General features: G+C 52.3%; 7 protein-coding genes and 1 rRNA gene. 6 read left to right on the top strand and 2 right to left on the bottom strand.

Annotation, left to right across the window (positions count from 1 at the left end; translation table 11 throughout):
* Positions 1 to 411 (bottom strand): 16S ribosomal RNA (locus tag OGX83_RS02320); the annotation flags it as partial.
* Between the two features lie 369 nt (positions 412 to 780).
* Entirely contained in the window at positions 781 to 1,347 is a 567-nt protein-coding gene (gene gmhB, locus OGX83_RS02315; protein ID WP_003829138.1) for a D-glycero-beta-D-manno-heptose 1,7-bisphosphate 7-phosphatase, read from the bottom strand.
* Positions 1,348 to 1,536: 189 nt separating this feature from the next.
* Between gmhB and metN the strand changes: the two genes are divergently transcribed.
* The 6 genes from metN to proS all read left to right on the top strand — a co-directional run bounded on the left by metN (position 1,537) and on the right by proS (position 7,131).
* On the top strand, positions 1,537 to 2,568 hold the full coding sequence (gene metN, locus OGX83_RS02310) for a methionine ABC transporter ATP-binding protein MetN (RefSeq protein WP_048227055.1): 1,032 nt from the start codon (positions 1,537 to 1,539) through the stop codon (positions 2,566 to 2,568).
* The gene (locus tag OGX83_RS02305) at positions 2,561 to 3,214 is read left to right on the top strand and encodes a methionine ABC transporter permease MetI (protein WP_003018471.1); all 654 of its coding nucleotides are present in this window, start codon (positions 2,561 to 2,563) and stop codon (positions 3,212 to 3,214) included. The genes metN and OGX83_RS02305 overlap by 8 nt, the downstream gene beginning before the upstream one ends.
* Positions 3,215 to 3,258: 44 nt before the next feature.
* Entirely contained in the window at positions 3,259 to 4,074 is an 816-nt protein-coding gene (gene metQ / locus OGX83_RS02300; RefSeq protein WP_003829145.1) for a methionine ABC transporter substrate-binding lipoprotein MetQ, read from the top strand.
* Between the two features lie 116 nt (positions 4,075 to 4,190).
* Complete coding sequence (gene rcsF, locus OGX83_RS02295; protein WP_003018477.1) at positions 4,191 to 4,595, top strand: envelope stress sensor lipoprotein RcsF; 405 nt, start codon at positions 4,191 to 4,193, stop codon at positions 4,593 to 4,595.
* Entirely contained in the window at positions 4,592 to 5,299 is a 708-nt protein-coding gene (gene tsaA / locus OGX83_RS02290) for a tRNA (N6-threonylcarbamoyladenosine(37)-N6)-methyltransferase TrmO (protein WP_286587276.1), read from the top strand. Before rcsF ends, tsaA begins: the two co-directional genes overlap by 4 nt.
* Positions 5,300 to 5,412: 113 nt before the next feature.
* Entirely contained in the window at positions 5,413 to 7,131 is a 1,719-nt protein-coding gene (gene proS, locus OGX83_RS02285) for a proline--tRNA ligase (protein WP_057067120.1), read from the top strand.
* The last annotated feature ends 1 nt before the right edge of the window (position 7,132 follow it).

The raw sequence follows: 7,132 nt of genomic DNA, 5'->3' as shown, positions 1-7,132 counted from the left end.
TCATACACGCGGCATGGCTGCATCAGGCTTGCGCCCATTGTGCAATATTCCCCACTGCTGCCTCCCGTAGGAGTCTGGACCGTGTCTCAGTTCCAGTGTGGCTGGTCATCCTCTCAGACCAGCTAGGGATCGTCGCCTAGGTGAGCCGTTACCCCACCTACTAGCTAATCCCATCTGGGCACATCCGATGGCAAGAGGCCCGAAGGTCCCCCTCTTTGGTCTTGCGACGTTATGCGGTATTAGCTACCGTTTCCAGTAGTTATCCCCCTCCATCGGGCAGTTTCCCAGACATTACTCACCCGTCCGCCACTCGTCACCCAAGGAGCAAGCTCCTCTGTGCTACCGTTCGACTTGCATGTGTTAGGCCTGCCGCCAGCGTTCAATCTGAGCCATGATCAAACTCTTCAATTTAAAAGTTTGATGCTCAATGAATTAAACTTCGTAATGAATTACGTGTTCACTCGTTGAGACTTGGTATTCATTTTTCGTCTTGCGACGTTAAGAATCCGTATCTTCGAGTGCCCACACAGATTGTCTGATAAATTGTTAAAGAGCAGTTGCGACGCGCTTTAGCGCTCTGTCGCGAGGTGGCGTATATTACGCTTTCCTCTTTCAGAGTCAACCCTCATTTTCAGGTTTTTCTCTTCAACCGAACCGGCTGTTTGTGTGAAGTGATTCACATCCGCCGTGTCGATGGAGGCGCATTATAGGGAGTCGACTCAGGAAGACAAGCGGAAAAATGCATTTTTGTTTCAACCGCTCACCTTTTATCCACAACGCTTACTTTTGCTGCTTTTTTATCGCCATTGGCAGGTCTGCCAGACTATTTATGACCAAATCTGCCGCATTTTCTGCTTCCGGCGTGACGGGTTTGCCTGTGCGGACCAATACCTTCGTGCCAACATTCGCAGCTGCCGCCGCCTGCATATCTTCAATTTTGTCGCCTACCATATAAGAAGCGGCCATATCGATGTGCAAGAAGTCTCGGGCGGAGATAAACATGCCAGGATGCGGTTTACGGCAGTCGCAGACCTGACGATACTCTTCTACAGTACCCTGCGGGTGATGCGGGCAGTAGTAGATACCATCCAGCTCAACGTCGCGATCGGCCAGCGACCAGTCCATCCATTCGGTCAACGTTTCAAACTGCGCCTCAGTAAATTTACCACGCGCGATACCAGACTGGTTCGTCACGATAATAAGCGCGTAACCCATCTTTTTAAGTTCACGCATGGCATCAATAACGCCGTCGATAAACTCAAACTCGTCGATCTCATGTACATAACCGTGGTCCACATTAATGGTACCGTCACGGTCGAGAAAAATTGCGGGTACAGACTTTGCCACCTTTTATAGCTCCTGAATAAGGCATGTGACTCTAGTATCGCATGTTTCAGCGGGCAAGAAAGTGCTCATCGTGCAAAGCCCGATTGATTTAGACGTCTGGATGCCTTAACATCCATCTTGTTGACGGCTTCGACCGTACCTGACAGACGAAAATGCCACGGCTAACTTAATTACGATAATAAATAACCAATGATTAAACTTTCGAATATCACCAAAGTGTTCCAGCAGGGGACTCGCACCATTCAGGCGCTAAATAATGTTAGCCTGCATGTTCCTGCCGGGCAGATTTATGGCGTTATTGGCGCCTCCGGTGCCGGTAAAAGTACGCTCATCCGCTGCGTTAACCTACTCGAACGCCCTACCGAAGGCAGCGTTCAGGTTGGCGGTCAGGAGCTGACCACGCTTTCTGAGTCGGAGTTGACTAAAGCTCGCCGTCAAATCGGCATGATTTTTCAGCACTTTAACCTGCTCTCTTCCCGTACGGTGTTCGGTAACGTCGCACTACCGCTGGAACTGGATAACACGCCAAAAGAAGAGATCAAACGCCGCGTAACAGAGCTGTTGGAGTTGGTTGGTCTTGGCGACAAGCACGATAGCTATCCGGCCAACCTTTCCGGTGGACAAAAACAGCGTGTGGCGATCGCCCGTGCGCTGGCAAGTAATCCCAAAGTGTTGCTGTGCGATGAAGCCACCAGCGCACTCGATCCGGCAACGACACGCTCGATTCTGGAATTATTGAAAGATATTAATCGTCGTCTGGGACTCACCATTCTGCTGATTACTCACGAGATGGACGTTGTAAAACGTATTTGTGACTGCGTGGCGGTCATCAGTAATGGTGAACTGATTGAGCAAGACACCGTTAGTGAAGTGTTCTCACACCCGAAAACGCCGCTGGCACAGAAATTTATCCAGTCCACGCTGCACCTGGATATTCCGGAAGATTATCTGGAACGTTTAAAAGCGGAGCCGGAAGCCGACAGCGTGCCGATGCTGCGTATGGAATTCACCGGTCATTCGGTCGATGCACCGCTACTTTCTGAGACGGCCCGTCGCTTTAATGTGAATAACAACATTATTAGCGCGCAGATGGATTACGCCGGCGGTGTAAAGTTCGGAATCATGCTGACTGAAATGCACGGCACACAGGAAGATACACAAGCAGCCATTAGCTGGTTGCAGGAACACCATGTAAAAGTAGAGGTACTGGGTTATGTCTGAGCCGATGATGTGGCTGCTGGTTCGCGGCGTATGGGAAACGCTGGCAATGACCTTTGTGTCCGGTTTTTTTGGCTTTGTGATTGGTCTGCCGGTCGGCGTGTTGCTGTATGTAACGCGTCCGGGGCAAATTATTGAGAACGCGAAGCTCTACCGTACGCTCTCTGCGCTGGTGAACATTTTCCGTTCCATCCCGTTCATCATCTTACTGGTGTGGATGATTCCGTTCACCCGCATGATCGTAGGCACCTCTATCGGACTGCAGGCAGCTATCGTTCCGCTGACCGTCGGTGCCGCGCCGTTTATCGCCCGTATGGTGGAAAACGCGCTGCTCGAAATCCCGACCGGGCTGATAGAAGCCTCTCGTGCGATGGGCGCCACACCGCTGCAAATTGTACGTAAGGTATTACTGCCAGAAGCGCTGCCAGGACTGGTCAATGCGGCCACCATCACCCTTATCACGCTGGTTGGTTACTCCGCGATGGGCGGTGCCGTCGGTGCCGGTGGTCTTGGACAGATTGGCTATCAGTACGGCTATATTGGTTACAACGCTACCGTAATGAATACAGTACTGGTATTGCTCGTCGTTCTGGTTTATTTAATTCAGTTATCCGGCGATCGCATCGTCCGGGCTGTCACGCACAAATAACGTTGCACACAACACTAAAAACTCATTAAGAAAAGGAAATAAGCATGGCGTTCAAATTCAAAACCTTTGCGGCAGTTGGAGCCCTGATCGGTTCTCTGGCACTTGTGGGTTGCGGTCAGGATGAAAAAGATCCTAATCACATCAAAGTGGGCGTTATTGTTGGCGCAGAGCAGCAGGTTGCAGAAGTCGCGCAGAAAGTGGCAAAAGAAAAATACGGTCTGGACGTTGAGCTGGTCACGTTTAACGATTACGTTCTGCCTAACGAAGCGCTGAGCAAAGGCGATATCGATGCTAACGCCTTCCAGCACAAACCATACCTGGACCAGCAGATCAAAGATCGTGGTTACAAGCTGGTTGCTGTAGGCAATACTTTTGTTTACCCGATTGCGGGCTACTCCAAAAAAATCAAATCACTGGATGAGCTGCAGGACGGTTCCCAGGTCGCGATTCCAAACGACCCGACTAACCTTGGCCGTTCCTTGCTGCTGCTGCAAAAAGTGGGCTTAATCAAACTGAAAGACGGTGTTGGCCTGCTGCCAACCGCGCTGGACGTGATTGAAAACCCGAAAAACCTGAAGCTGGTTGAACTGGAAGCACCGCAGCTGCCGCGTTCCCTGGACGATGCACAAATCGCACTGGCGGTCATCAACACCACCTACGCCAGCCAGATCGGCCTGACTCCGGCAAAAGACGGTATCTTTGTTGAAGATAAAGATTCCCCGTACGTAAACCTGATTGTGACTCGTGAAGACAATAAAGATGCTGAGAACGTGAAGAAATTCGTTGAAGCATACCAGTCTGACGAAGTGTACGAAGCAGCAAACAAAGTCTTCAACGGCGGTGCTGTTAAGGGCTGGTAATTTTAGGCTGTTTACAGAATCTGTAATATCATCAGGACGGGCGCTTGCCCGTCTTGTCATTTATGCAAGCACCTGATTCAATATCTGACGTTTAGATCATTCATTGAGGAAATATTATGCGTGCTTTACCGATCTGTTTAGTAGCACTCTTGCTGAGCGGCTGTTCTATGTTAAGCAGATCCCCTGTTGAACCCGTTCAAAGCACCGCAACCCCGCCGAAAGCGGAGCCGGAAAAACCGAAAGCACCGCGCGCTACGCCGGTAAGAATCATTACTAACGCTGAAGATTTAGTAGGCAAACCGTTCCGCGATCTTGGCGAAGTTAGCGGTGAATCCTGCCAGGCTTCAAACCAGGATTCCCCTCCGAGCATTCCAACCGCACGCAAACGCATGCAGATTAACGCATCAAAAATGAAAGCTAATGCGGTATTGCTGCACAGTTGCGAAGTGACCAGCGGAACGCCGGGTTGCTATCGTCAGGCGGTTTGCATCGGTTCTGCACTGAACATTTCGGCGAAATGAGCCATTTTCAGTTCGAGCAAATAGGCGTTATCCGCTCACCTTATAAAGAAAAGTTCGCCGTTCCACGCCAGCCCGGTCTGGTGAAAAGCGCCAGGGGTGAACTGCATTTGCTCGCACCTTATAACCAGGCCGATGCCGTTCGCGGCCTGGAAGCCTTCAGTCATTTGTGGGTGATTTTTGTTTTTCACCAGACAATGGAAGGTGGATGGCGTCCGACCGTGCGCCCTCCCCGCCTTGGCGGCAACGCCAGAATGGGTGTCTTTGCCACGCGTTCAACGTTTCGTCCTAACCCTGTTGGCATGTCGTTGGTTGAGCTACGGGGCATCCGCTGCCATAAAGAGCACGTGATCCTCGAACTCGGTGGGCTGGATCTTGTTGATGGCACGCCAGTCGTAGATATAAAACCGTATCTGCCGTTTGCCGAATCGTTACCCGATGCTCGCGCCAGCTATGCTCAGGATGCCCCCAAGGCCAGCATAGACGTGACGTTCAGTGAAGATCTCGCGGAGCAGCTACCTAAGCTCGAACAACGTTACCCGCATCTTCGTCAGTTTATTGCCGAAGTGCTGGCGCAGGATCCGCGTCCTGCCTATCGTAAAAACGAGGAAGAAGGCAAAACCTACGCCGTCTGGCTGCTGGACTTTAACGTCCGCTGGCGCGTCACGCCGTCAGGATTTGAGGTCTTTGCTCTGGAAGCCCGCTAATTTGCGTCGCGTACTCTTTTGACATCCCTTTCTCGCTGGTAAACTAAACCACTTTTGTTTTGTGCCAGGCTCGTTTTGAGCCTGTTCGATCGTTCAACTGGAACCGTAACAACATGCGTACTAGCCAATATCTGCTCTCCACTCTGAAGGAGACACCTGCCGACGCCGAAGTCATCAGCCACCAGCTGATGCTGCGCGCCGGGATGATCCGCAAGCTGGCCTCCGGGTTATATACCTGGCTGCCGACCGGCGTGCGCGTCCTGAAAAAAGTCGAAAACATCGTGCGTGAAGAGATGAACAACGCCGGTGCGATCGAGGTGTTGATGCCGGTCGTTCAGCCTTCTGAACTGTGGGAAGAGAGCGGCCGTTGGGAACAATACGGCCCGGAACTGCTGCGTATTGCTGACCGTGGCGATCGTTCGTTCGTCCTCGGCCCAACGCATGAAGAAGTGATCACCGACCTGATCCGTAACGAGCTGAGCTCTTACAAACAGCTGCCGCTGAACTTCTATCAGATTCAGACCAAATTCCGTGACGAAGTCCGTCCGCGCTTCGGCGTGATGCGCTCCCGCGAATTCCTGATGAAAGATGCATACTCTTTCCATACCTCTCAGGAATCCCTGCAGGAAACCTACGACGCGATGTACGCTGCGTATAGCAAAATCTTCAGCCGTATGGGGCTGGATTTCCGTGCAGTACAAGCGGATACCGGTTCTATCGGCGGCAGCGCCTCTCACGAATTCCAGGTGCTGGCGCAGAGCGGCGAAGACGATGTGATCTTCTCCGACTCCTCTGACTATGCGGCGAACATCGAATTTGCCGAAGCCGTTGCGCCGAAAGAGCCGCGCGGGGCAGCAACCCAGGAAATGACGCTGGTAGATACGCCGAACGCTAAAACCATCGCCGAACTGGTTGAGCAGTTCAACCTGCCTATCGAAAAAACCGTGAAAACCCTGCTGGTGAAAGCGGTTGAAGGCAGCAGCTACCCGCTGGTCGCCCTGCTGGTTCGTGGCGATCACGAGCTGAACGAAGTCAAAGCGGAAAAACTGCCGCAGGTTGCCAGCCCGCTGACCTTTGCCACCGAAGAAGAAATTCGTGCGCTGGTAAAAGCAGGTCCTGGCTCGCTCGGTCCGGTGAATATGCCAATTCCGGTGGTTATCGACCGTACCGTTGCAGTAATGAGCGATTTCGCTGCCGGTGCCAACATCGACGGTAAACACTATTTCGGTATCAACTGGGATCGCGACGTGGCCACCCCGGAAGTTGCTGACATCCGTAACGTGGTCGCCGGCGACCCTAGCCCGGACGGCAAAGGTACGCTGATGATCAAACGCGGTATCGAAGTCGGCCACATCTTCCAGTTGGGTACCAAGTACTCTGAAGCGATGAAAGCCGCTGTTCAGGGCGAAGATGGCCGTAACCAGACGCTGACTATGGGCTGCTACGGTATCGGGGTCACTCGCGTAGTCGCTGCTGCTATTGAACAGAACTTTGACGATCGTGGCATCGTATGGCCAGATGCCATTGCCCCGTTCCAGGTCGCCATTCTGCCGATGAACATGCACAAATCCTACCGTGTGCAGGAGTTGGCTGAAAAGCTGTACGCTGAGCTGCGCGCGCAGGGTATCGAAGTGCTGATGGACGATCGTAAAGAGCGTCCGGGCGTGATGTTTGCCGATATGGAACTGATCGGTATCCCACACACCATCGTGCTGGGCGACCGTAACCTCGACAACGACGATATCGAATACAAATACCGTCGTAACGGCGAGAAAGAGCTGATTAAAACCGGCGACATCGTCGACTTCCTGGTCAAAGCCATTAAAGGCTAAT

The sequence above is a fragment of the Citrobacter sp. Cpo074 genome (assembly GCF_030332745.1).
Classification (GTDB): Bacteria; Pseudomonadota; Gammaproteobacteria; order Enterobacterales; family Enterobacteriaceae; genus Citrobacter; species Citrobacter portucalensis.
This window is presented reverse-complemented; position numbering and strand designations above follow the sequence as displayed.

Coding starts and splice junctions, on each gene's coding strand:
- metQ (WP_003829145.1), top strand. CDS start 3,259: ATGGCGTTCAAATTCAAAACCTTTGCGGCAGTTGGAGCCCTGATCGGT.
- tsaA (WP_286587276.1), top strand. CDS start 4,592: ATGAGCCATTTTCAGTTCGAGCAAATAGGCGTTATCCGCTCACCTTAT.
- metN (WP_048227055.1), top strand. CDS start 1,537: ATGATTAAACTTTCGAATATCACCAAAGTGTTCCAGCAGGGGACTCGC.
- rcsF (WP_003018477.1), top strand. CDS start 4,191: ATGCGTGCTTTACCGATCTGTTTAGTAGCACTCTTGCTGAGCGGCTGT.
- proS (WP_057067120.1), top strand. CDS start 5,413: ATGCGTACTAGCCAATATCTGCTCTCCACTCTGAAGGAGACACCTGCC.
- OGX83_RS02305 (WP_003018471.1), top strand. CDS start 2,561: ATGTCTGAGCCGATGATGTGGCTGCTGGTTCGCGGCGTATGGGAAACG.